We start from the raw sequence: 25,148 nt of genomic DNA, 5'->3' as shown, positions 1-25,148 counted from the left end.
GGAGGCCCGACGAAGGAGGGCCGAGCACGATCGCCGTCTCGACACCGGCTTTTGCGCCCCGGAGGCGAACCGAGCCAAAAAATGCAGCGCGGCGAGCCGAGCCCTGCTAAAACAGTTCGAACCACACCGTCTTGCCCACCCCGTGCTGCCGTACGCCCCACGCGTCCGAGAGCGACTGCACCAGGAACAGGCCCCTGCCGTGCGTACCGTCGTCGGCCTTCGGCGCCCGCAGTGTCGGCCTGCGCCCCACGAAGTCCCTTACCTCCACCCGGAGTCCACGTGGGCCGACGGTGGCCGTGAACACCGCGTCATAGTCGGTGTGGACGAGGGCGTTGGTGACGAGTTCGCTGGTCAGCAGCTCCGCTATATCGGATCTGCCGGGCCTGCCCCACTGGGCGAGCAGGTCCCGCAGCGCTTTACGAACTTCGGGCACCGCCCGGAGGTCTGCCCGCCCCAACCTGCGCCTGAGCTGCGGAAAGCCGTACTGGTCCGTCGCGCTGTCCGCCGATTTCTCCGCCGTCTTCGCCATCTTCGCTGCCTTCGCCGAGAAGGCCCCGGATACGACGGGACCACCTCCTCGTGCCTGCCTCTTCATGACCCCCGCCCGCACGCCGATGTCGTTCCCCTCCTGCTCGAACAGGTTCACGAGATGCATGCCCCCGCCCGGAACGTGGCAGTCATGTCGATTCGTCAACACCTCTGATACAGCCACGGGTGCCCCGCATGAGAGGAGATGAACCACTGCGTCCGCTGTCGCGATGGGGCCACGAATCGGCGGACGCCGCTACGTTTCCCAAACGGCCGCGGCCGTACGGTCGTCGGCGTATCCCTTGACCCTCACCTGGACGTCCGCGAGGAAGGCGGCGAGGCCGGGCGGATCGGCGTCCGCCCACCGGGCCGTCAGCTGCCGGGCGAGGTCGGGTTCGCCGCGCAGAGGTTCGGCGAGGCCGCCGGTGCACAGCAACAGCGTGTCGCCGGGGCGGGCGACGGAGGCACGGAAGCGGAAGGGTTCGCGGGGCGGTTCGGGGGCGGGCTCGTACGGGCTCGGGGGTGTGGTGATGCCCAGGTCCATGGTGAGCCGGTCGCCCTCGGGGGTTTCGGAGGGCGGCGAGCCGAAGCCGACCACGGCCTCGCCGGTGGCCTCGGCGACATGCGGTTCTATGTCCTGCCACTCGCCGTCGCGCAGCCGGAACAGGCCGCCCGCACCGATGCCGAAGAAGACGCGGGTACGGCACTCCGTGTCCGCGGGGAGCAGCAGACAGCGCAGGCTCGCCGTGTACTCCTCGGGGTCGATGCCCTGCTCGGCGGCGGTGGCCCGGAGCTTGCCGAGGCTGCGGTCGGTGAGGCGGTGCAGACCCGACTTGAGGTCACCGCGCCGCGCCGCCTTGATGTCCTCGGCCAGCCGCGCGTGGCTGCGGCCCACGGCCCTGCCGATCCACTGGCACGCCTCGGCGGCGGCCCGGTGCGCGCCGGGCGTCGCCCGCGCTCCGGTCGCCATGGCGACGAGCACCAGCGCCTGCTCCCCCGTCCCGAACCGGGCGGTCAGCAGCGAGTCCCGCCGTGGCTCGCCCCGGTACCGTGCCGAGTCCCCGCGCACGGAGGCGGCCCGCAGCGTGCAGGTCCCGTAGTGCGCCCCGTCCAGCACGGTGTCGGCCACGAGATCATCCAGATCGTCCGGATCCGCGGGCGGCAGGGCGGTGGGTTCGGGGTCGTAGGTGGGCGGACCGGAGCCTACGTAGTCGACGGTGATGCGGGCGGGTGCGGGCGCGGTGGCGGGTGCGGGGGCGGCAGGGGCGTCGGGGAGAGGGCCGGACGGCGCGTCCGGTGACGTACCGGCTGATGTGCCCGGACGCGCGTCCGAAGGGCCGTCCGGCAGTGTGGCGGGCGGGCCCTCAGCCGGACGGCCGGTGAGACCGGGAGCCGGTTCGCCGGCCGGACCGTCGGCCGGTGCGCGCGAGGCCGGCACCGCCGCCGCGGGTGCCTCCGTGGACATGCCCATCGACGTGTCGATGGACGTATCGATGGACGCATCAACGGACGCATCAACGGACGTATCGACCAGGGGGGCCTCCGCGCGGAAGCCCGGCGGCTTGGGGCCGGGGGGAAAGGACGCGGGTGCCGGAGGCTCGGAGGGCGGGGCCTCCCAAGGGGCCCGCTCCCGCCGGAGCCCGCTGCGGTGCAGCGCGTCGGTGTCCGGCGGCCCGGAGGGCGGGGTCGACCCGGCCGTTTCCCCGCCGGGCGGACCTTGCTGCGAGGTGGCCCCGACCGTCCCCGCCGCCGAGGCGAACCGGTCGTCGAGGGAATCGGACACGGGCGCGGGTCCCGTGTCCTCGGTGGAGTCGTCGTACAACTGCCCCCACCAGTCGTCGTCATGACCGGTGGGCTTCTCCCCCTGCTGGCTCATGCCCCCAATTGTCCACCGCACGGGCCGGATGAAAACGGTGCATCAGGAAAAAGCGGCCCCGGGGGGTGCGTGCCGAACGGTGATACGAAGCCGCCGGGCCCGGGTGCGGCGCGGCTGACCTGCGGGCTCGCCCGTACTCCGGCACCCTGGGCAGATGGGAGCGTGGGAACTCCTGCTGGTCGGCGTAGTGATACTGCTCGGCCTGTGCGGGGTGCTGGTGCCCGGCGCGCCGGGATCGTGGCTCGTGTGGGCCGCGATCCTGTGGTGGGCGTTCGAGGACCCGGAAGGGCTCTCCTGGGCGGTCCTCGTGGGTGCCACCTGCGTCCAGTTCCTCTCCCAGGTGATCCGCTGGCAGCTGCCGCCACGCCGGCTGGTCGAGAGCGGCGCCACCCGCCGAATGGCGGTGTACGCCGGCGTCGGGGCGCTGCTCGGCTTTTTCGTGCCGCCGGTGCTCGGCACGGTCCCCGGATTCCTGGCCGGGATCTATCTCTGCGAGCGGCTGCGGCTCGGCGGGCACAGGGAGGCTGTGGCGTCGGTCCGCCTGGTGATGCGTTCGGGCGGGACCAGCGTGCTGGTGGAGCTGTTCGCGTGTCTGCTGATCACGGGGGCCTGGCTGGGTGCGGTCTTCTGGGGACCTTGAGCCTGGGGACCTTGAGCCCACCTTTCATCGGATCTCTTCCGCATTATTGACGACGTCTCGCACCCTCTCTACCTTGCGCACAGGGATAGCTCCGATGAATAGCTGTGCCGTACAAGCCGCCAGGAGGCGCGATGCCCAGCCCGTCCAGCCGTCGTTCCAGCCGTCCGTCCAGACGTACCGTTCTCGCCACCGGATCCGCGCTCGGCGGAACGCTGCTCGCGGGCGGGCTGCCCGCCCAGGCCTCGGCGGCGACCGCCGCCGAGGCCGGTTCCGACCCCTGGCGCACCGTTCTGGACGACGCGGACCTGGTGTGGCAGCGGATGCCGAAGACCTGGTACGAAGGCCCCTATCTGGGAAACGGCTTCCTCGGTTCCGGGATCTACGCCGAGCCGGCTCCTGAGGGCGATACCGATGGGGACACCGGGGCCGAGACCTTCCAGGCGGTCCGCTTCAACGTGCAGCACTCCGAAGTCCAGGACCACCGCCCACAGTTCGGCTCGCTCTTCGGGCTCGCCCGGCTGCCGATCGGCCACTTCACACTGGAGCCGGTGGGCACGATCACCAGCCTGGACTGGCGGCTCGGGCTGCGCGACGCCGAGCTGACCGGAACGCTCACCACCGACCGGGGCACCCTCACCATCCGCGCCCTGGTGCACACCTCCCGCTCCGTGCTGGCCGTCGAGGTGACGCCGAGCGAGGGCGAGCGCGACTTCACCTGGGTGTTCCATCCGGCGAAGGCGATCAGCCCGCGCGCCGGCTTCCGGCCGCTGCCGGAGGGGTACGCCGCCAACCCGCCCGCCGAGACCGGTGACCACGACGGCATCTCCGCCGCCGTACAACCGCTGCTGTCCGGCGGGCAGCACGTCACCGCATGGCGGGAGCGCACCTGGGGCGGTACGCGGACGCTGTACGCGCACGTCGCGCACTCGTATCCGAAGTCGACGGCGCTCGGGCGGGCGCTGGCAACTGTCCGGGACGCCTCGAAGCTCTCGTACGACCTGCTGACGGTCGCGCATCGCGCCTGGTGGCGCGCCTTCTACCGGAAGAGTTTCCTCTCCCTGCCCGACGCGCGCATCCAGCGCTTCTACTGGATCCAGCTCTACAAGACGGCCTCCGCGGCCCGGCGCGACGCACCCGTGATGGCCACCAGCGGCCCCTGGCTGGAGTCCACGCCGTGGCCGGCGACCTGGTGGAATCTGAACGTGCAGTTGGAGTACTGGCTGATCCACGGATCCAATCACCTGGAACTGGACGCCGTGACCAGGGCGTTGAGCGAATTCCGCGACAACCTCAGGGCCGAGATGGCGCCCGCGTACCGCGCCGACTCGCTGGGCATCCCGCGCACCACCGACGCCTCGCTGGTCAACGGGGGCGCGACCATTCCCGTACTGGGCTACGGCGTCGGCATACCGGGCCAGGACCCGCCGACTCCCGAGGTGGGCAACCTCGCCTGGGCCCTGCACAACGTCTGGCTCAGCTACCGCCACACGATGGACGAGTCGATCCTCCGCGACGTCCTCTTCCCCCTCCTCCGCAAGGCGATCAACTACTACTTGCACTTCCTGGAGCCCGGCACGGACGGCAAGCTGCACCTGCCGGCCACCTTCTCGCCTGAATACGGCGGCAACTCACGGGACTGCAACTACGACCTGATGCTGCTGACATGGGGATGCCGCACCCTGCTCGACTCCGCGGAACTCCTCGGCATCGACGACGAGTTGGCGCCGCGCTGGCGGGAGGTCCTGGCCAGGCGGGTCGCCTATCCGACCGACGAGAACGGCTTCATGATCGGCGCGGACATCCCCTTCGCGAAGTCGCACCGCCACTACTCGCATCTCCTGGCGGTGTACCCGCTGTACGAGCTGACGGGCCGCACAGCCGACGAAAAGGCCCTGATCGAGAAGTCGTTGGCCCACTGGGTCGGCTTCGAGGGCGCCCTCCAGGGCTACACGTTCACCGGGGCGGCCTCGATGTCCGCGCTGCTGGGCAAGGGCGAGGACGCGCTCACCTACCTCGGCCAGCTGATGACCCGCTTCATCCAGCCCAACACCATGTACAAGGAGACGGGCCCGGTCATCGAGACCCCGCTCTCCGCCGCCCAGTCGCTGCACGACATGATCTGCCAGTCCTGGGGCGGAGTCATCCGCGTCTTCCCCGCGCTGCCCGCCGCCTGGGGGGACCTGACGGTGCACAACTTCCGTACCCAGGGCGCGTTTCTGCTCAGCGCCGTACGAAAGGCCGGGGTGACCCGCTGGGTCCGGCTGCTCAGCGAGGCGGGTGCCCCCTGCGTCGTACAGCACGGCATCGCGGGCCCGATCGAGGTACGGGACAGCCTGGGACGCCCGCTGCGGTACGAGTCCGTGGACGACGGCGCGATCCAGGTCCGGCTACCGAAAGGGGAGTCCGCGCTCATCACCGCCAAGGGCGACCGTCCGGACCTGCGGATCACACCGGTAGAGCCGAACGAGGAGGCACCACGCTGGGGCCTGCCCACGCCGTGAATCTCATTCCCCCTCACCCCTCTTTTCGGCCCTCCAGGGTGAGGAGACTCAGCTTGCGGTCCAGCCCGCCCGCGTAACCGGTGAGGGAGCCGTCCGCGCCGATCACCCGGTGGCAGGGGCGGACGATCAGCAGCGGATTGGCGCCGATCGCGCCGCCGATCGCGCGGACGGCGACGCGCGGCGCACCGATCCACGCGGCGATCGCGCCGTAGGTGGTGGTCGCGCCGTACGGCACGGAGTCGAGGGCGGCCCAGACCTTCTCCCGGAATTCGGTCCCTTCCGTCCTCAACTCCAACTGGAACTCCTTCAGTTCGCCCCCGAAGTACGCGGCGAGCTGTTCCTCGGCGGCCCGGAAGAGTTCCGGGGAGTGCCGCCAGCCGGGCTGTACGGTGCGGCCGCCCTTCTGGCCGGGCACGGAGAGGGAGGTCAGCGCGCCGGACTCGTCCGCGGTGAGGAGGAGCCGGCCGACGGGGCTGTCGAGCGTCGTGTAGTGCGGGGGCGGCGTCATGATGCTCATTCGTCGACTTCCAACTCACTCGTACTTACGGGGACTTGATGCCCGGCGGCCTTCAGGTGCCGCAGGGCATAGGAACGCCAGGGCCGCCAGCTGTCGGGGACGTGTTCCCCGGGCGGGCCGACGGCGACGTCCGGGTCGCCGAGAGCACGCGCACGGATGACGGCCACCGTGTGGGGATCCATGCCGGGCAGTGCGAGCAGGGCACTCTCCGCGTCATCGCGGTCGGCACCCGCGTCCAGACGCAGACGCCCGTCGGCGAGGGCCGCGGCCAGGGCGCCGAGGGTTCCCTCAGGTTCGGCCTCCGCGAGGACGGCCGGCTCGGGGAAGACATGCGTGAGCGTGCCGCAGGGCGCGTCGAGCGTCTTGCCGTACGCCCGTACCAGCCGCTCGGCCTCGTCCCGTCCCACCACCGCCCGCACCGCCAGCTCCTCCGGATCGGCGGCACCCGGCGAGCGCAGCCCCGGCCTGGCGGCCACCAGCGGTGCCAGGAGTGGATCGGCGGCCAGCCGCTCGTCCACGGCGTACGGATCGGCATCGAGATCGAACAGCCGGCGCAACCGCTGCACGGCGGTGGTGAGGTCGCGGAGGTCGGTGAGGTGAAGCCGGGCGTCGAGCCAGCCGCTGGGGTGGTTCGAGGTCTGTGCCCGTGGCCCCGAAGGCCGTTCGTCGACGGCGACGATGCCGGTGCCGTACGGCAGACGCAGGGTGCGGCGATACGTACGGGAACCCGGGGCGCCGGCCACCTCCTCGATGCCGGGTACGGCCTCGGCGGCGAGGAGGTCGAAGACGGGGCCGGCCTGGTACGGGCCGCGGTGGGCGAGGCGCAGCGGGATACCGGCGGACGGGGTGCCGTCCGCATGGCGCGTGCCGGCTCCCCGGCGGCCGGGTGCGGCGGCGCGCAGCTCGCTGGGCGTCGACGCGTACACCGCGCGCATCGTGTCGTTGAACTGCCGCACGCTGGCGAAGCCCGCGGCGAAGGCGATCTCCGTGATCGGCAGCGCCGTGGTCTGGAGCAGTACCCGGGCGGTGTGCGCGCGCTGGGCGCGTGCCAGCGCGACCGGGCCCGCGCCCAGCTCGGCGGTGAGCTGCCGCTGGACCTGACGAGCGCTGTAGCCGAGCCGTATCGCGAGTCCGGCGACGCCCTCGCGGTCCACGACGCCGTCTCCGATCATCCGCATCGCCCGTCCCACGACGTCCGCGCGGACGTTCCACTCGGCGGAACCGGGGACGGCGTCCGGCCGGCACCTGCGGCAGGCGCGGAAGCCGGAACTCTGCGCCGCCGCGGCCGTCGCGTAGTACCGCACGTTGCGTCGCTTCGGCGTCACCGCCGGGCAGCTCGGCCGGCAGTAGATCCCGGTCGTCTCCACGGCGAAGAAGAACACCCCGTCAAACCGGGCGTCCCTGCTCCGCACGGCCTCGTACCTGGTCTCTTCCTTCGTCACACCCCCAGTCTGCGCCCTGATGGACGGCCGGGCTGGCGGAAATCGGACACGACGTTGAGGGCGGTTTCCCGCCGGTTCACACCGCCGTGGATCGTCAGCACGGGGCTGCGCCCCTAAAGGGCCCCGCAGTCGCCCACGCGCGGGAAGGGGTGGGTGGGTTTCGTACCTCGGCTGCGGGTCGGTTGTGGCTGGTCGCGCAGTTCCCCGCGCCCCTGAAGGGCGCGTCCCGCTCCCCCTCAGTCACCCAGCGATCCCTGCAGCGGCGCACCCCCACTCACCCGCAGCCGCCCAACGCACGGGAGGGGTCGTGTGCCGGTGCGTCATCGCCCGTCGCGTAGGGCTTGTCTCAGGGAACCCGCACTGACTTACCCACCCCGGGCCGTATGCCCCCGCGGCGACGGGCGGACGCACCGGCACACGACCCCGACCCACCCACCGACCCCAAGGCGCCCCCGCCAAGGCTCAGCGCCAGCGCCTCGCGGCCCGCCCCTCAGCCCCCCGCCGCTTCCACTCGCGGCGAAGTTCGGACCGGGCGCGGGCATCGGTCTTGGCGACGATCCGCTGGTTCTCGCGGAGCAGCTTGCGGTAGCTGTCGAGCCGGCGCTCCGGAAGGACACCCGAGTCGACGGCGGCGAGGACGGCGCAGCCCGGCTCCGCCCCATGCGCGCAGTCGTGGAAGCGGCACTCTGCGGCGAGTCCCTCGATCTCCGAGAACACCTGCCCGACCCCTCCCTCGGCGTCGAAGAGCCCCACACCCCGCAGCCCGGGCGTATCGATCAGAACGCCACCGCCAGGCAGGACGAGCAGGTTACGGGTCGTCGTGGTGTGCCGCCCCTTCCCGTCCACGTCCCGCGTCTGCTGCACCGACATCACGTCCTCGCCCAGCAGGGCGTTCGCGAGGGTCGACTTGCCCGCACCCGACTGCCCGAGCAGCACGGACGTACCACCGGAGACCACCGCGGCGAGGACATCGATCCCGTCCCCCACCGCCGAGCTGACCGCCAGCACCCGCACTCCCGGCGCGCTCGTCTCCACGTCCTGCACCAGATGCGACAGTGTCGCGGCGTCGGGTACGAGATCCGCCTTGGTCAGGACGACCAACGGCTGTGCCCCCGATTCCCAGGCCAGCGCCAGAAACCGCTCGATCCGCCCGAGATCGAGCTCCATCGCCAGCGACACGGCGACCACCGCGAAGTCGACGTTGGCGGCCAGGATCTGCCCTTCCGACCGCTTCGACGAGGTCGAGCGCACGAAGGCGGTGCGGCGCGGCAGATACTCCTGGACGTATCGGGGGTCACCGCCGGCATCGACGGCGGCCCAGTCCCCGGTGCAGATGACCCGCAGCGGATCGTTCGGCGTGACGAACTCGGTGTCGACGCGTACCAGCCCGTCGGCGGTGACCACATCGCACTGCCCACGGTCGACCCGCACGACGCGCCCGGGCACCAGACCCCGCTCGAGGTACGGGGCGAACTCCGCACGCCAACCCTCGTCCCAGCCATACGGGGCGAGAGGGTGCGAAGACGCCTGAAGAGAAGAGAAAGACAAGGGGTGACCCTTCACAAGGGTGGCCCCGGCACCGCGCTCACTGGCGCGGGAGAAGGAGAGAGGTCAGCCGGAGGCCACGGAGGTGGACTGTATGAACTTCCGGATGCGGGCAGCGCCCATCTCAACGACAGCCATCGGTCACACCTCCCGGTCCTGCTCAGCCGACGACAGCGGCCAACCGGCCGCCAAGCGAACAACCGGACCCTAGCTTCAGGCTCCAGCAGGACGCCAACCCTTTTTTGCCGAGGAGCGCAGCGGTTCCTCACGCCGAGCGGGCAGTACGAGCGCAGGTCACCGCCGTCGACCGGAACGCCGGGCACGACCAAGGGCCCTAGCCACGCAGTGTGACCGTGAAGCTCCGGCCGTACGCGTGGTGGGTGTCGAAGTCCAGCCGGGTTCCACCGTGGACCGGGCTCACGCGCACCCCGTCGTCCGACGAGACCTCCCGCAGCGACGCGCCGCGGAGCAGGACACTGACCGTGTCCCGGTGCATGGTCGGATCGGCCACGGCTACGGTGGTCAGGCTGCGGCCTGCGCGCTGGACGATCACCGAGGCAGGCCCCTCGATGCGCATCCCGGCGGTCTCGTGGCGGCCGCGCGTGAAGCTGTTGGCCGCCGTCAGGCCGAGGCCGGTGTGGGTGACGGCCTGCAGGCGCGAGGTGTTCGCCAGGACCTTCAGTGGTCCGCGCAGGTACGAACGCAGCCCGGCCTCGCCCGCGTTCGGCACCAACACGTAGGCCAGGCGGATGGGTTCCGCTCCGGGGGCCTGGTCGACCGTCACACCGAGGACGGTGCGGGTCACGGCGATGTCCGGGTTCGAGGTGCGGACGGCCCGGCGGCTGCGGGTGACCTTGTCCAGGGCGACCCTCACCTGCGGGGTGTCGAGGAAGACATAGCCGACGGCGGTCCGCTGCGTGGCGTTGGCGTAGCGCAGCCAGTGCAGGTCACCGATGCCTGAGCCGGTCCAGGGACGGCCGTCGCGCAGCATCCCGGTGACGGAGACCTGGTCGTCCGGTGCGGCGGTACGGGCGTCGACCGTCGTGGTCACGGCCCGTCCCGCGCTGTCGCCGACCCCCGCCGCGAGCACCACGATCTCCTCGTCGAGGAGGAACCACGACTTCGTCGCCGTCGCGTTGCGGTACACGACGAAGTCGTCCGGCAGCAGGCCCGCACCCTTGTCGCGGTAGGAGACGTCGTCGGACTGCACCATCCCGGCCGCGCCGTACGCGCCGAGGACGGCGCCGCCGGAGTGCCGGTTGGTGCCGCGCGGGAAGTAGACGTACGTGTTCTGCGACGCGGACGACGAGGTGAAGTTCAGCGGGTGGCCGGGGTTGTCGTAGTACGGCTTCCCGTACAGCTCCGGGATGGTGTGCCGCCGCTCGACCGGCGCGGTGACACCGGCGAGGCCGTACGGCGAAACCGTGGTGAAGTGGTCCACGCCGTACGCCTGGGTCTGATCCTGCCCGGAGAGGTAGAGGTAATACGCGCCATCGCCCTGGAACCACGGCATGAGGTTCTCGCCGTTCATGTACTCGTACTTGCTGATCCGGTCGGAGCTGCGGGCGAGCGCGAACGCGTACCCCGGTCTGCGGTGCACGGTCTTGTCCATGGCGTTGAAGGCGACGCTGCGTGAGCCGGGGTTGAGGTCCGCGGCCGGGATGGTGGCGTCGCCGATGATGTCGGCGTAGCGCACGATGCTGACCGGGGAGACGAAGCCGGCCGGATCGAGGGCGGTGCGCGAGGTCGACCGGATGTGCTTGACGTAGCTCTTCAGGGCGATGGCGTCGGCGCCGCTCGCGAGCGAGGAGAGGTCGACGACGGCCTCGACGACCACCCCGACATCGGTGTAGCCGGTGTCCGTCCGCGCGACCGCCCTCCCCTTGACGATCTCCATCATCCAGCCCTCGAAGATCAGCGGCGCGAAGCCGTTCTTCACCCAGCCCCGCACGGTCGGCACCAGTTCCTCGCCGTGCGCGAATCCCGTACCGTCCAGGATCTTGAGGGTCTGGACGACACGGGTCAGCAGGCCCTTGCCGTAGGAGCCGGTGTAGGCGACGGAGGCGTGCTGGATGAAGGAGCCGTCGGCGTAATAGCCGTCCGTGACACCGTGGTTGAGGTGGTACGGGTCGATGGTGGCGAAGACCGTGAGCTGATCGGTGAGGGCCTTGCGGATGCGTGCGTCGTCGCCGAGGAGCGCGCCCTGGAGGATCCGGTTGGTGGTGATGTCGGCGAGGTTGGCGCCGGTGTGGAAACGCGAGTCGAGGTTCACGTCCCCGTCGATGCCGTTGCGGAGGTAGGCGTCCATCGAGGCGACGTAGGTGCGCACGAGGCCGGGGCGGTACGCCTCCACCTCGTCGGAGAGTAACGCCAGGGTCTTGCCGATGTGCTGGGAAAGACCGATCTCCCAGTGGAACCAGTTGCCGTAGTAGCCCTTGGACTGGTCGCCGTAGTAGCGCTCGTGCAGCCAGACGAGACCGTCGATCACCCGGCGCTGCACGGTGGTGTTCTGGTACAGATCCGAAGAGGCGCCGCCTGGGGTGCGGGTGGCGAGGGCTGTCTCGTACAGCCGCCGGAAGGCAGTGTTGAGGTTGGCCTCGTCGGTACCGAGCATCAGATCGGCGAACAGTTCGCCCGCGCCGGCGGCGTCCATCGACTTCAGATTCGTCCGCGCGGCCTGGTCGATGGCGGCGAGCTTGGCGGCCGTCTCCGGCCGGGCGTTGGACTCGGCGGTCCCGGCGAACACCGCCACGGTGTTGGCCAGGAGACGTGCTCGGCCCGCGGCGATCTCGGCGGCGCTCGCCGGATGCGAGGGGATCACCGTCACAAGACCGGCGGCCGACAGGACGGACAACAGGCGTCTGCGGGTGATCTCCATGGCTTCCTCCGCCGTCGAATGGGCGTTCTGCCGGGCGGAGTCAAGCAGACGGCCCGCTCAGCGACAAGGGCGCCCGGCCACCGGCCTCGCCGGCGCACGCAGGGGCAGGGACCGAGCCGTGGGCCGTCGGAGCGTTCGGGCCCGGTGGAGCTGCGGTTGCGTGAGCCGACGGCACGCTCAAGGATGGCTGAGGGGAAGCGGCTCCGCCTTCTGGAGGCAGCCATGAGGCTTCACACGGCAATGCCGCCCGTCGATCACCTTCGGGCGAGGGCTGGGGAGCGGCGGCCACAGACGGCCGCCACGATCGCACCCGTCGTCCGCGGCGCGAGCGTCTGACCGGCATGGCTACGGAGAGGCGCACGCCGCGCTGCCTGGTGACCGGGGCGACCGGCTATATCGGGAGCAGGCTGGTGCCCGAGCTGCTGGCGACGGGATACTCCGTGCGCTGTCTGGCCCGCTCGACCGGCAAGCTGCGCGATCACCCCTGGGCCGGACAAGTGGAGGCCGTGCGCGGGGACGTGACGGACGCGGACTCCGTCAGCGCGGCGATGGAGGACATCGACGTCGCGTATTACCTCGTGCATTCGCTGGGCAGCGGGTCCGGCTTCGAGGAGACCGACCGCCGCGCGGCCCGGCTGTTCGGCGAGAGGGCTCGCGCTGCCGGAATCCGCCGGATCGTCTATCTCGGCGGTCTGACCCCGGCTGGTGTGCCCGAGCGTGAGCTGTCACCGCATCTGCGGTCTCGGGCCGAGGTGGGCCACATCCTCCTGGCCTCGGGCGTGCCGACGGCCGCGCTGCGGGCTGCCGTGATCATCGGTTCGGGCTCGGCGTCGTTCGAGATGCTGCGCTATCTGACCGATCGACTGCCGGCGATGGTGACGCCGAGCTGGGTGAGCACGCGGACACAGCCTATTGCCGTCCGCGACGTGCTCCGCCTGCTCGTGGGGTGCGCGCGGCTGCCGGACGACGTGAACCGCACGTTCGACATCGGCGGGCCGGACATCGTCACGTACCAGGACATGATGCGACGGTACGCCGCTGTCGGGGGTCTGCCGCAGCGCCTCATCGTTCCGGTGCCGGTGCTCTCGCCACGGTTGTCCAGCCTCTGGGTCGGCCTGGTCACGCCCGTGCCGGGAGCCGTCGCACGTCCACTGGTCGAGTCGCTGCGGCACGAGGTCGTCTGCGCCGAACACGACATCGCGCGTTACGTGCCGGACCCACCGGACGGTCTGCTCGGCCTGGACGAGGCGCTCCGGCTGGCGCTGAAGCGTATTCGCGACACCGATGTGGCCACCCTCCCCCGGTCCCCGTCCGAGGGGATCCCCAGCCCCTCCGCCTCCGCGCCCGCCGCGCCGAGCGATCCACTGCCGACGGATCCCGACTGGGCGGGCGGGAGCCTCTATTCCGATCACCGCGAGCGCGCCGTCGACGCGTCGCCGGAGACACTGTGGCGAGTGGTGGAGGGCATCGGCGGCGAGAACGGCTGGTACTCCTCCCCGTCGGCCTGGGCACTGCGGGGTTGGCTCGACCGACTGGCGGGCGGGGTCGGCCTGCGCCGGGGCCGCCGGGACGCGGCGAGGCTGAGCGTCGGGGACCACGTCGACTTCTGGCAGGTGGAGGAGATCGAGCCCGGCCGGCTGCTGCGGCTCAGGGCCGAGATGCGGCTGCCGGGGCTTGCCTGGCTGGAGCTGAGGATCGACCGGGACCCGGCGGGAGGGACGGTGTACCGGCAGCAAGCCCTGTTCCACCCGCACGGCTTGGCCGGGCATCTGTACTGGTGGGGCATCGCTCCCTGGCACGCCGTGGTGTTCGGTGGCATGGCCCGGAACATCGCCGCCGAAGCCGAGGCGAGCGCCGTCGCCACGGGTTGACAGAAGCGGTCGTGCGCGTCCGCGTCGCGCTGCCGACGTCGGACCCGCGGCTCCACGGCCAAGCTGTTCCGCCGACCGTCGGCCGAGCGGCTCGGCTCACAGCCCGCTCAGCTCACACCCCGCTCAACTCACATCCGTACAGCTCTGCCCGTTCAACGTGAAGTCGTACGGCGCCGAGTTGTAGCCCTGCCAGGACGCGAGGAAGCCGACACCGAACTTGCCGCCCGCGGGCACGGACCTGTTGTAGTCGGCGGCGGTGGCCGTCACATGGGAGCCGTCCTGGTCGAAGCTGCCGTCCCACATCTGGGTGACCCGCTGGCCGTTACGGAACTTCCAGCCGACGCGCCAGGTGTCGAGGGCCTTGGTGGACGTGACCGTGACGGTGCCCTGGAAGCCGTCCGGCCACTGGTTGACCAGGTCGTAACTGGCCTTGCAGTAGGGGGACTTCGTGGGGGTGGGATCGGTCGTGTGCGAGGACGACGACTCGCCCTGGGGCTCCTTGCCCGGCTGTTTGTCCGACTGCCCGTCCCCGTCCGAGCGGGATCCGGAGTGCGAGCCCGACCCGGAGTCCGACGGGCCCGAGTCCGGGTCCGTCGGCTTCGGAGGCAAGGAGGTGGCGGACGGCAGGGCCTCGGCCGGAGGCACCTGGTCCCCCACCGGCTCCCGCCCCGCCGACTCGTCCCGTATGGTGCCGCCGTCGGAGTCGAAGGCCCCCAGTGAGACGACGAGCGCGAGTAACGACACGATGCCGGCCCCGACGAGAAGCCCGGCGCGCCCGATCCGGACCTTGCCCTCCTCCGGTACGGGCACTCCCTCGTCCAAGTCCGCGACGGACCGGCTGAGTCCGGACTCCACGGCTCTGCGCCGCCGCTCCAGATAGGCGAGTCCGCCCCAGCCGATCACGCCGCTCGCGAGGGCACCGGGCAGCCCGGTGCCGCCCAGCCGCAGACAGGCGGCGGCCTCCGCGCACTCGACGCATGTCGCGAGATGCTTGGAGAGGTCCTCGGGCGTGTCGGCGCCGGGCGAGCGGGTGACGGCGTCGAGGAGCCGCGCGTATCTGCGGCACTCCGCGTCGAGCGGGGTGTCGAGGTGGTTGCGGTGGCAGCGGTCGCGGAACACGGTGCGCACCTGGGCGAGTTCCTCGGCGACGCTCTCGGGGTCGAGGCCGAGTCTGCGGGCCACGGCGGGCAGCGGCATCGCCTCGACCTCGGCCAGCCACAGCAGCGCCGCGTCCGGTTCCTGCATGTCCCGCAGTCCACGCAGCGCGAGCGGCCGGTGCAGCGGCGGTCCCGTATAGCGGCCCGCCTTCTCGGAGTTGAGCCACAGCCGCAGATCCGGGTCGAGGCGCTGGCCGAGGCCGCGCGACTCCCAGATGTCGGCCGTCTTGCGTACGGCGGTCAGCAGCAGCGGGATACGGGGCAGTCTGGGCGCCCGGCTCCGGCGCCCGGCATTCTTGCCGTCGCCCTCGGCGGCACGCACTTCACGTATGCCGTGGGAGAACGCCTCGGAGGCGAGTTGTCGTGCGGTGGCGGAACCGGCGGTGCACAGATCGGCATAGGACAGCACCGCGTCCCAGCACTCCGAGAACAGCGTCGCCTCGGCGGCATCCTGGGGGGTCGGCAGGTCAGGCATGAGCGGGGTCTTCACCTGGATCCGGAAGGAGGGAGTCAACTCACCTCAGGGCATACGGAAGTTGAGCGGGGACGTCTCAAGGGGGACCAGAGTTTTTCACGGTACCCGCACAACTGACAAGCGCCACCAGCACATGCGTTCACTCCGGCCCCGCGCGCCCCCATCAGCCCGGACACGCTCCCCACCGAGGCGAAGGCCCTCCTGTCACCCCGTCAGCCCGCGTGCGCCTCCTCGTTCGCCGGGAGGCTGTCCATGAACGAGCTCACCGAGAAGACCGCCTGCCCCGGCCCGGGCGGGCCGTATCCGGGCGGCGAGGACAGCCCGAAGTCCTCCATGGTCGAGCGGTACGCGTCGAGCAGCCGGATGTGGTACTCCAGCGGCGCACCCTGCGGATTGGCCTTGCCCAGCGGAGTCGTCGGCTCGGGGCACCATGTGGTGAACCGGGGCGTGATGCCGTGCGACATGAAGAAGCGCAGGCCCTCCGTGGTCGAGGCGATGGCCTCGTCGACCGTCGTGAAGCCGAAGGGCTCCGCCATCTCGACACCCGCGACGAAGTTGGGGATGACATTGCGCGCGCCGAAGATCTCCGCCGAGTCGAGGATGCGCTTGTGCCACTCGTCGCGGCCGACGTAGCGCTCCTTGCCGGGGCAGTACAGCTCGAAGAGGCGGCGGTCCCACACCTCGTAGTTGGGGTGGTAGATCTGCACGCCGTAGTCCTTGAAGCGCTGGACGTCGTCGCGCGGCAAGGCCTGCGCGACCACCTTGCCGATCCACCGCCCCGGGAACCGTTCCTCGATGGCCTTGGCGTAGTGCCCGTAGAAGTCGGCCTCGTCGCGCCCGGCGACCTTTGAGGTGATCGCCCCGCCGGTCAGCGTGTACGCGGTGGACGCCTTCGCGGTGTCGTACCGGTCGATGATCTCCAGCGCTTCGAGGACCTCCTCGACGTCCTTCACTCCGGTGTACGGACGCCCGGCGGCCTTGTGCTGGCGCCAGTTGTGGTTGATGTCGCAGTACTGGCACTCCTCCTTGGCACCGAAGTACTGGCAGACCCGGAAGACCGTGAGGTAGATCAGGTAGCCCCACTGAATGGTCGGGGCCACCTCCATCACGGACTTTCCACTGGCGAGCGTGTGCCGGTAGTACTCCGGCATCGGCGGGACCCCGACGTCCGAGATCCGCTTCCCGTCGAGGTAGAGCCCGAGCATGCCGTCGTCGCCGGCGGCCACCCGGTACGGCGAGGACGGATTGACGCGTACGGACACGACCGTCCGCCGCAGGTCGTACGGGCCCCCGGTGAGGATGATCTCCTCCGGCGGGCGACGCAGCGCTGCCTCGCCCAGCTCGGGCAGGGTGCCGTGGTCGAAGGAGAAGATGAAGTACGACTTCGGCTTGACGTCTCCGTCCTCGTTGTCGGAGAGCGCCGAGTCGTCGAAGGCCACGCCTCCCCGGAGCAGGTCCTCCTTGAAGACGGCCTCCCGTGGCACATGCGGGAACCTCTCCATCAGATCCTCGACCAGTGCGGTACGGCTGCCCATCCCGTTCTCCTCACTCCAGGCTGGTGTGCTCGACTCCTCACGGTATGCCCCTGCCTGCGGGGCTGCGGGCCCGGGTCCGCCAGGCCCTGTCGTGCGCGGGCGTCTAGAGTCGGCCCGTGATCAGCTCGCCGGCGCCCCTGCACCACACGGACCACCCCGGTCCGGCCCCCGCCGTCCTTCTCGTGCACGGCTGGGGCGGCGACGGCGACGACTGGACGCCCACGCTGCCGTACTGGCGGCATCGGGTGATCGTGCCGGACCTGCGCGGTCACGGCCGCTCCCCGCGGCCGGCCAAGGGCTACGGTCCGCGCGACTTCGCCACCGATCTGGCGGAGCTGCTGCGGCGACTCGACACCGGTCCGGTGATCGCCGTCGGCCACTCGATGGGCGGGCAGGCCGTGACCGCACTGGCCGTCGAGCATCCGGACCTCGTCAGGGCGTTGGTGGTCGTCGACCCGGCGTACGGCGCCGATGAGAAGCAGATCGCGGGGGTCCCCGCCGCGCAGGAGCAGCTCCGGCGGGAGGGGACCGCCTGGGCGGTCCGCTTCGTGGCGGGCGCCTTCCGGCCGGGAGCGCACGACGAACTCAGGGAGCGGCAGCAGCGGCTGATGGCCGCGATGGACCTGGATGTGCTGCTGCGGTGCCGGGTCGGGATGTATCTGGCGCCGGACGCGTTCGGATCCCGCCCCGCCGCACGCGCGTATCTGGCGCGACGTGACTGCCCGGTGCTGGCTGTGTACTCGACGCAGGGAGCCGCCGACTTCGAGCGCGGCACCCTGACGCATCCGGCGTCACGTGTGGAGGTCTTCGACGGGTGCGGCCACTTCCTGCACGAGGAGCGTCCCCGGGACCTGGTGGCCCTCGTGCAGGAGTGGTCCGCGGCCCTCGGTCAGGGCCTGTCCGACGCTGATCCGCCGGACAGGCCCTGAGCCCGTCGGCCTACAGCTCGTCGGGCAGCTGGTACCAGAACTCCACCTCCGCCAGATTGCAGCGGCCGTTGTGCCCGTCGTAGACACGGATCCGCTGGTACGAGACGCGCTCGGCGAGCTTGAACTCGTACCACCGGGCCGTGTCGACCCCGCTGACGGTGCGGAAGTCGGTCCACGTCGCACCGCCGTCGTTCGAGCCGCGGAAGACCGTCCCATTGGCGCGGCTCAGCTGACCGACGCGGGGGTACACGCGAATACGGTCGACGGTGATCGCGCCGGAGGCCCCCGCGTCGATGTCGATCCAGCTCTCGGCGGCCAGGGTGTCGGTGTACGTGCTGATGTCGCCGTCGAAGGCGCGCCAGCCGTTGGACGCGGTGGTGCCGGTACCAGGCCACTCGATGGTGGACGCCCGCACCATCGACGGCGTGACCTCGACCTTGCGCAGCAACGTGTCGATGGAGACCAGGAGGTCGTAGGCCGCGTACACCGCGTCGATGCGGGTGTCCTCGTCCTGGCCCGTGGCCTGCTCGACGCGGTCGAGTTCGGCGGTGAAGGCCGCGTACGACTTCTTCGTCCAGTCCGCCGTGCTGGTCTTACGGGCCCGGGCGAGGACGGAGGCGAACGACTCGGCCACGGCGACCGCCGGCTCCTCGCAGGTCCGGGTCCCGCCACTCACCAGGGAGGCCGTCACCCTGTAGGAGCGGCTGCCGTGGCGCAGTCCCTCGTCCTGGTGGGCGTAGGTGCGGGTGTTCTCCTTCACCGTCTCCCACTGCTCGCCGTCGGTGGAGCGGGCGAGCGTGAAGGTCAGGGCGTCCTCGGGCTTGTTCCAGCGGACGGTGGCGGTGTCGGCGTCGCGCTCGACCGAGACGAGGAGGGCGTCGGATGCGAGCGTGTCGAGTGCGACCTTCGCGAATGTGGCGTCGCCGGTGGCCGCGAGGCCCGCATGGACGGCGTACGGGAACGGCGTGAACAGGGTGCCCACCGTGGTCCACACCGAGCCGTCGGACGAGACCTGCGCGAGCACGCGGTGCGTCGCGAAGTCCCGCACCAGCCGGAGCCAAGGGGTGGCGGCGAGGCTCTGTCCGTCGGGCTGCCGGGTGATCGGTGAGCGCGGATCGTCCTGCCAGTCGTGGCGGCTGTCGCGGGTGCGGTTGTGGAAGACGAGGTTGCCGTCCGCGTCGGCGCCGAAGGAGACGTGGCGGGTGTTCGGGTCCAGTTTGTCGCGGAGCATCAGGCCGGTGAGCGGGCCGCGAGCGGTGTCGACGCGTGCGGTGAGGGTGAAGCTGCCGGGCACCGGGCGGCTGACGAAGTGCAGTTCGTCCTCGATGTCGCGGGCGAGCACCTTGTAGTCGTCGCCCTCGCCGAGCCCGTCGCCCTTCGCACCCAGCACGCCGATGGTCGACCCGCGTACGGCAGCGCTGCCCGAGCGGACGGTGCCCAGGGCGTCGTCGCGCCAGCCCGACTTGGCCAGGCCCGGCGAGACACAGGCGCGGAGCTGGGTGCGGATGGTGTGCGAAGTCGCCCCGGAAGCAACGGAGTTGATGGCCGTGACCGTGTAGTAGTACGTCTCGTCGGAGTGCGCGGTGGTGTCGGTGAAGTGCCGGCCCGTCGCCTTCGCGGCGATGATCTCGTACGGTCCGGGGCGGCGCGTGGCGCGCCGGATCTCGTAGTGGGTGGCGCCGGCGGTGGTCTGCCAGGTGACGGTGACCGCTCCGTCGCCGGGCAGGGTGTGCACGAAGTCGACGTGAGCGGGCGGGAGTTCGGGGATGTCGGCCGACGACAGCTTCAGGACGAGGCCGGTCTTCGCGGGCACGGCCACTTTGCCGTCCCGTATGGTCAGCTCCTTGCCGCTGACCAGGTCGAGAACGGTGGTGCCCGAGTGCCCCGCCGGGATCCGCACCTCATAAGTGCGCTCGTTGCCGTACACCTTCCGCGTGGTGTTGAAGACGAAGAAGTAGCGGCCGTAGCGGGCGGTGAGCAGGTCCGGGTAGCCGGAGTAGGCGTGGTCGGCCTCGAAGTTCTCGCGGCGCACCGTGCCGACGCCGGGCTGGTACGTGATCGGGGCGATCTCCCCCGCGAGGGCCTGCGGGGCGGTCCCGTCGCCGGTCTGCTGGTCCTCCATGAAGTCGACGTCGATGTTGTCCATGCGGGCCCAGTAGTCCTCGTACGGGAAGATCCCGTCGGTGTTGAGCTGCACGAGGTGGTCGCGGTTCGCGTACCGGACGTGCATGCGGCCGTTGCGGGCGAAGCCGCGCTGCCGCTCGTTCAGATGGCCCCACAGGTGCAGGTCGCCGTCGCGCAGTGACACGAACATGCAGTCCACGTCGACCCAGGCGTAGCGCTCGTAGTCGCTCTTGTCGACCGCGAGTGCGTCGATCTCCGTGGCGGTGTAGCAGGTGAAATCGGTGTGGGGGTGGACGATGCCGGTCGGCTCGTGCGCCTTGAGGAAGGCGTAGGTCTCGGCGAGCTTGAGGTCGTACTTGTTCTTGGCCCGGACCGAGGCGAAGGTGTTGAAGTACTGGTGGTCGGCGAGCTGTTGCTGGGCGAAGCCGACGGCCTCGCGGGCGTGGGCACGGACCTGCCGCCATGCGTCGCCCGCGTACCGGTCGGGGTGCCGGGCGATGTGGTGGGCCAGGGAGACATAGTTGAGGATCTTGCCCTCGGAGATACGGAGCACATAGCCGGGGAATCCCGGGTAGTTGGTGTTGCGCTCGTCGATCACCATTTCCATGCGCATGGAGCGCTTGAGGTTGTCGTCGAGGTCCGTCATCCGGGCGTGGGAGCGGGCGTGCAGATTGCGCAGCGCGATCTCCAGGATGCGGTCGTTCAGCTCCTCGTCGCCCTCGTGCCCCCAGGTGCGGTGGAACCACTCGGGGAGGTAGTTCGTGGCCTCACCGTAGTTGGCGACGTAACCGTTCTCGCGGGTGTGGCCGGCCTCGGTGACGGCGGTGAAGTGCGTGCCGAGCGGAAGGCGGCGTACGACGTTGCCGTCCTTGTCGAGCTTGGACCTGGCGAGTCCCTTGATGACGTACTTGATGTAGTCGTCGGTCCAGCGGGCCGTGGTGTCGTGGTGGAAGAGCGAGTGGAAGAGGTCCAGGTCCTGGCCGTCCGGCCCGACGAGCACCTCTTCACCGAGGAAGGGCAGCCAGCCGAGCGCCTCGCCCGCGATGCGGTGGCTGCGCTCCTTGCCCTCGTAGAACTTCGAGCCGATGACACGGAGCCCTTCGTGTGCTTCCCAGGCGCCCTCGTACGTGTACATCACCTGGTTGAAGATGTACGAGAGGCGGGAGCGCGCGTAGTCGAAGTTGGCCTTGAGGACGCGGCCCCAGGCGGCGCGGCGGGTCAGCGGGGAACCGTCGAAGTCGACGTCCTCGAGGGAGGTCGCGCCCTCGCTCGTACCGGTGGTGAAGGGCTCGTCGAGGAAGGCCTCGAAGGCGTCGCGCCCGTAGACATCGATGTCGGCGATGACGTTCTCGACGACGTACAGCGCCTCGCCCAGCGCCCCGTAGTAGCCGCCCCAGTCACCCTGGTGGCCGCCCCAGGCCAGCAGTTTGGTGTTGCCGTAGTAGTCCCTGGTGTGGTTGTCGACGCACTTGAAGACGCGCAGCAGTGCCGCCTTCCGTTCGGCCGCCGACTGCGCCGGGCACCAGCCGGCCTGGGTCAACGCGGTGGCGTAGAAGCGGAGTTCGTCCTGGTAGCGGACGATGCTGAGGCGGGCCGTGGCCGAGGCGTCGAGTTTCGCCGAGTAGTCGTTGAAGAGCTTCACCTGGCTCGCCACATAGCCGTCGACCAGGGCCTGCTTCTCCGCCTCCGACAGGTCCGCGACCGTGTCCGTGGACGGGGTGTGGTCGGCCTGCGGTTCGTCGCTCACGTCGAGACAGGCGCCGGTGTGGGTGTAGGCCCGGTAGTAGCCGCGGGAGTCGGCGGTGACCTTGCCGGCGAATACGGGGTCGTATGTCCGCAGCGTGATCTCCGCCGTCTCCTGGCCCCGCGTGTGCTCCAGGGGCAGCATCGTCGTGGCGTAGAAGAAGCGGCCGGGCAGCGGGCGGCTGGTGCCGGTGTTGAGGGCCTCGTAGTCGCCGGAGCGGCGGTAGCCGATCTGCTCGCCGTTGATGTACGCGATCGTCTTGAACGTCGAGGTGTCGCCGCCCCAGAACTTCACGGTGAGGTAGTTCTGGTGGACCGGGTCGACCTTCATGGTGAAGCGAAGGTCACCGCCCTTGATGTCGGCGGTGGCCAAGGGCTTGGCGACGCGCGCCCGGTCTCCCGCGTTGCCGTCGACGATCGCCGATTCGGGGGCGGCGAAGTCGTGCGCGGCCTCGGAGTCCGAGTCACCGAAGTCGATCACGTCGAGGCTGCGGGCGCCGCCCCCGGCGTCCGCAGCCTCGACTGCGTGGGCCTGGGCGGCTACGGCGGTGGACCAGCCGCTCAGAGCGAGCGCACCGGTCCCGGCGGCCGCACCGGCCAGGACGGATCTTCTGCTGACGGGCATGCGGATTCCTCACAAAGGGGGACGTACCAACGACGAGGGCGCAGGGGGCGGCCACCGCTCGGGACGTGTCCGAGGGCGCTGTAGAAATCGGTATCTATGGAAGCTAGAAGCTAGGACGGCGCCACGCGAAGAGGCAAGAGATCGCGCACGAAAAAGTGCCCTGCTGCTCGCCTTCACCGCAGATGTACAGGATTACGAACCAGTAGCCCATGGCGAGGTGGCCGACCTCGTAGAGACCGGTTGCCGAAGAGGGGTCGACTCGGGGATGCGTCAGCGGCCGGGGCGGCGCGTGGAGCCCCGCACGACGATGTGCGTGCCGAGCACCACGTGCTGACTGTCAGGGAGTTCGTCGCGGTGCAGGGCGAGCCGGACGGCCGTGCGGCCCAGCTCCTCGTGCGGGATGTTCACGGTGGTGAGGGAGGGGAAGACGTCCATCGCCACGGGTATGTCGTCGTAGCCGACCACGGCCACGTCGTCCGGCACGCGTACGCCCGCCTCGCGCAGCGCCTGCAGCGTGCCCGCCGCGACCATGTCGGTACCGGCGAAGATCGCGGTGAACTCGGCGCCCGACGCGAGCAGTTCGCGCGTGCCCTGGTAGCCGTAGGAACGCGAGTACACGCCGTCCAGGATCAGCTTCGGGTCGGGGGTCAGGCCGAGCAGTTCATGGGCGCGTGTGAAGCCGCTGATGCGCTGGCTGCTGGTGGACAGGCCCGGCACCCGGCCCAGATACGCGATGCGCTGGTGCCCGGAGGCGATGAGGTGGCTGGTCATCGCGAACGCGCCGCCCTCGTTGTCGTAGTCGACGACCGTGGCGGGCACGCCCGGGCCGAGCGGCGGCCTGCCGACCAGCACGAGCCGCGAGCCCACCCGGTCCAGGGCATGCGCGAAGTGCGTCATCCGGTCCTGGTAGGCCTTGTCCTCCCAGGCGCCGCCGACCACGATCACGGCGTCGGCCCGCTGCTCGCGCATCGTCTCCACGACGGCGAGCACGCGCTGCGGGTCACCGTGCGTGGTGCACAGCATGCACAGCCTCCCCTCGGCCGACGCCTGCTCCTCGACACCCCGGGCGATGTGCGCGTAGAAGGGTCCGGTCACGTCGTCCACGACGAACGCGACGGTCTTGTTGGTGGCACCGCCGAGGGCCCGCGCATGCGCGTTGACCACGTAGTCGAGCTCGCGCATCGCCTTGAGTACCCGGGCGCGGGTACTCGCGGCGACGGGGTAGGTCCCGCCGAGCACCCGGGACACGGTCGACGCGGACACCCCTGCCCGCGCGGCCACGTCCCGGACCGTGGAGGCGTCCTTGGCCGGGGAGGTGTCGGCGGACGGGGCACTGTGCTGCTTGACGGTCGGGGTGCGCTTGGCCATGGGTGCGCCCGCCCTCCGGGTCGACTTCTTCGGCACGGGTGGGCCCTCCTCCCTGGTCGGCGCCCGTCTGCGCACCTTCACTCTATGAGACGCGACAGGCGGGCCGACCACCGCTGTGGGCGTACGAAGCGGAGGGTGCCGATGGCCGCCCTCAGCCCCGTCTCGGGGGCGCGCAACGGACGGTGTCGTCGTCCCGGCAACCACTTCATCGGTCCGGCGAGGAGAGCGGCGCGGTCATGCCGCGCGCTCCAGCTCCGTATGGTCGATGCGGTGGGCGAGCGCGCGTCCCGAGAGCAGTCGCTCCGCCTCTTCGGCGGTGGTGAGACCGAGGCGCGCCACCTCGTTGCCCTGCGAGCCCGCGAGATGGGGCGTGATGAACGCGTTCGGAAGATCGAACAGCGGCGAGTCGACGGGCAGCGGTTCCGGGTCCGTGACGTCCAGGATCGCGCTGATCCGTCCGGCGCGGAGTTCGCCGACCAGCGCGTCGTGGTCGAGCAGCGAGCCGCGCGCCGTGTTGATGAGGACCGAGCCGGCGGGCATCAGGGCGAGCTCGTGGGAGCCGATCAGATGCCGGGTCTCGGGGGTTTCCGGGGCGTGGATGCTCACGATGTCACTGGTGCGCATCAGCTCGTCGAGGGGCAGCAGGGGTACGCCGAGCAGGGCGGCCTCGGCCTCGTCGACGTACGGGTCGGCCAGGCTCACCTTCAGGTCGAAGGGGCGCAGCAGCTCGATGAGCCGGCGGCCGATGCGGGACGCTCCGACGATGCCGATCCGGCGGCCGAAGTTGCCGATGCCCTGCACGATCTCCCCGTAGGGGAAGGCTCGCTCGGCGCGGAGGCGGTCGCGGTGCGCGAAGAGGTCCTTGCCGGCGAGCAGGATCATCGCGAGCGTGTACTCGGCGACGGGCAGGGCGTTCGCACCGGCCGCCGAGGAGACGACGAGGCCGCGCTCCCAGATCGCGGGGGTGGTGAAGCTCTTGACCGAGCCCGCCGCGTGCAGCACGGCACGCAGCTTCGGCGCCGCGTCCAGCACGCTCTCGTCGATCCGGGGGCAGCCCCAGCCCGTGATCAGGATCTCGGCCTGGGAGAGGCTCTCGCGTACGCGGGGGTCGGTGAAGTCCTCGGCCACCAGAGTGGGATCGATTTCTACCACCTCGCGCAGACGGGCCAGCACTTCCGGCGGGAAAATGTGCGGCACGTTCTCGGCGCTCATGGCGAACAGCGCGATGGGGCGCGTACTTCGGGGTGAGGAGCCCCCCGGGGAATGCTCGGGCAAGGAACTGGCCTCCGGATCGGGTGACGTAGACATAGCAACCGGTCTCTACGGTATGCGCCCGCGACTGAGGGGGTCAATGGACATGAAGCCGCCCCCGGTCGCGGGGAGGGCAGCGACCG

General features: G+C 70.6%; 15 protein-coding genes. 4 read left to right on the top strand and 11 right to left on the bottom strand.

From position 1 onward, the window contains the following. Nucleotides 1–106 precede the first annotated feature (106 nt). Nucleotides 107–529, bottom strand: coding sequence for an ATP-binding protein (locus FGD71_RS38790; protein ID WP_240436981.1), 423 nt, complete (start codon nt 527–529; stop codon nt 107–109). 255 nt (nt 530–784) lie between these two features. Beyond that, nucleotides 785–2,404: a protein phosphatase 2C domain-containing protein gene (locus tag FGD71_RS38785; RefSeq protein WP_119105251.1), complete on the bottom strand. Its 1,620-nt coding sequence runs from the start codon at nt 2,402–2,404 to the stop codon at nt 785–787. Nucleotides 2,405–2,558: 154 nt separating this feature from the next. On the opposite strand from FGD71_RS38785, the gene FGD71_RS38780 reads away from it, so the two are divergent. Both FGD71_RS38780 and FGD71_RS38775 read left to right on the top strand, forming a co-directional pair. Beyond that, entirely contained in the window at nt 2,559–3,044 is a 486-nt protein-coding gene (locus FGD71_RS38780) for a DUF456 domain-containing protein (RefSeq protein WP_119105250.1), read from the top strand. Nucleotides 3,045–3,175: 131 nt separating this feature from the next. Beyond that, entirely contained in the window at nt 3,176–5,545 is a 2,370-nt protein-coding gene (locus FGD71_RS38775) for a glycosyl hydrolase family 95 catalytic domain-containing protein (protein ID WP_119105249.1), read from the top strand. 13 nt (nt 5,546–5,558) lie between these two features. Here FGD71_RS38775 and FGD71_RS38770 read toward each other — a convergent pair whose 3' ends face one another. From FGD71_RS38770 to FGD71_RS38755, 4 genes are all read right to left on the bottom strand, one after another. Beyond that, nucleotides 5,559–6,053, bottom strand: a complete 495-nt coding sequence (locus tag FGD71_RS38770) for a methylated-DNA--[protein]-cysteine S-methyltransferase (RefSeq protein ID WP_119105254.1) — start codon at nt 6,051–6,053, stop codon at nt 5,559–5,561. Between the two features lie 5 nt (nt 6,054–6,058). After that, entirely contained in the window at nt 6,059–7,504 is a 1,446-nt protein-coding gene (locus FGD71_RS38765) for a DNA-3-methyladenine glycosylase 2 family protein (RefSeq protein WP_162931341.1), read from the bottom strand. Nucleotides 7,505–7,966: 462 nt separating this feature from the next. Then, entirely contained in the window at nt 7,967–9,052 is a 1,086-nt protein-coding gene (gene rsgA, locus FGD71_RS38760) for a ribosome small subunit-dependent GTPase A (RefSeq protein ID WP_240436980.1), read from the bottom strand. 331 nt (nt 9,053–9,383) lie between these two features. Continuing rightward, nucleotides 9,384–11,927, bottom strand: a complete 2,544-nt coding sequence (locus FGD71_RS38755; protein WP_119105246.1) for a polysaccharide lyase family 8 super-sandwich domain-containing protein — start codon at nt 11,925–11,927, stop codon at nt 9,384–9,386. A gap of 341 nt (nt 11,928–12,268) precedes the next feature. Here FGD71_RS38755 and FGD71_RS38750 point away from each other — a divergent pair, with 341 nt between their 5' ends. Further along, complete coding sequence (locus FGD71_RS38750) at nt 12,269–13,798, top strand: SDR family oxidoreductase (RefSeq protein WP_119105245.1); 1,530 nt, start codon at nt 12,269–12,271, stop codon at nt 13,796–13,798. A gap of 123 nt (nt 13,799–13,921) precedes the next feature. On the opposite strand, the gene FGD71_RS38745 is transcribed toward FGD71_RS38750, so the two are convergent. Both FGD71_RS38745 and FGD71_RS38740 read right to left on the bottom strand, forming a co-directional pair. Further along, the gene (locus tag FGD71_RS38745) at nt 13,922–15,430 is read right to left on the bottom strand and encodes a cellulose-binding domain-containing protein (protein WP_119105253.1); all 1,509 of its coding nucleotides are present in this window, start codon (nt 15,428–15,430) and stop codon (nt 13,922–13,924) included. Between the two features lie 212 nt (nt 15,431–15,642). Then, on the bottom strand, nt 15,643–16,965 hold the full coding sequence (locus FGD71_RS38740; protein WP_119105244.1) for a radical SAM protein: 1,323 nt from the start codon (nt 16,963–16,965) through the stop codon (nt 15,643–15,645). 116 nt (nt 16,966–17,081) lie between these two features. Here FGD71_RS38740 and FGD71_RS38735 point away from each other — a divergent pair, with 116 nt between their 5' ends. After that, the gene (locus tag FGD71_RS38735; protein ID WP_119105243.1) at nt 17,082–17,894 is read left to right on the top strand and encodes an alpha/beta fold hydrolase; all 813 of its coding nucleotides are present in this window, start codon (nt 17,082–17,084) and stop codon (nt 17,892–17,894) included. Nucleotides 17,895–17,904: 10 nt separating this feature from the next. On the opposite strand, the gene FGD71_RS38730 is transcribed toward FGD71_RS38735, so the two are convergent. From FGD71_RS38730 to FGD71_RS38720, 3 genes are all read right to left on the bottom strand, one after another. Then, nucleotides 17,905–22,386 (bottom strand): fibronectin type III domain-containing protein, encoded by a 4,482-nt coding sequence (locus FGD71_RS38730; protein WP_119105242.1) that lies wholly within the window; start codon nt 22,384–22,386, stop codon nt 17,905–17,907. A 270-nt stretch (nt 22,387–22,656) separates the two neighbouring features. Next, nucleotides 22,657–23,790, bottom strand: coding sequence for a LacI family DNA-binding transcriptional regulator (locus FGD71_RS38725; protein ID WP_240436979.1), 1,134 nt, complete (start codon nt 23,788–23,790; stop codon nt 22,657–22,659). Between the two features lie 198 nt (nt 23,791–23,988). Next, nucleotides 23,989–24,966 (bottom strand): hydroxyacid dehydrogenase, encoded by a 978-nt coding sequence (locus FGD71_RS38720; protein WP_119105241.1) that lies wholly within the window; start codon nt 24,964–24,966, stop codon nt 23,989–23,991. Nucleotides 24,967–25,148 lie beyond the last annotated feature (182 nt).

It is taken from the genome of Streptomyces sporangiiformans (genome assembly GCF_005768555.2).
In the GTDB taxonomy this organism is placed as follows: Bacteria; Actinomycetota; Actinomycetes; order Streptomycetales; family Streptomycetaceae; genus Streptomyces; species Streptomyces sporangiiformans.
This window is presented reverse-complemented; position numbering and strand designations above follow the sequence as displayed.